Annotated in this window: 1 protein-coding gene; it reads right to left on the bottom strand. The window is 46.2% G+C overall.

The window, feature by feature from the left end; genetic code table 11:
- On the bottom strand, nucleotides 1-262 hold a 262-nt coding region (locus AAEZ03_RS27835; RefSeq protein ID WP_350583134.1), incomplete at both ends, for a hypothetical protein.

Here is a 262-nt window from a genome sequence, read left to right as displayed (position 1 = left end):
ATGCAATGCATTATCAATCGCTAATTTACGTGTCTGTAGTGACTCACGCTCTTCTTTAGGCAGGCGGGCACTCACAAAAGCAGCTTCATCTACGAACTGTGATTCTGCGAGCAAGTTAGTAAATCCGCTTTGCTGCGTATTCAGTATAGACATCGCCGCCTGTAGCTCTGTGTCTAGCTGTTGTTCTCTAGCTGTTAATTGCTCTAGAGTCTGCTGTACAGTGTCTAGCTGCCTTTGTGCTACTACTTGCTTGGCTTTAGCC

Origin of the sequence: Pseudomonas sp. HY2-MNA-CIBAN-0224, assembly GCF_040310285.1 — a bacterium.
GTDB lineage: Bacteria > Pseudomonadota > Gammaproteobacteria > Pseudomonadales > Pseudomonadaceae > Aquipseudomonas > Aquipseudomonas helleri.
Note: the sequence above shows the minus strand (reverse complement) of the source record. Positions and strands in the feature narration are given on the sequence as shown.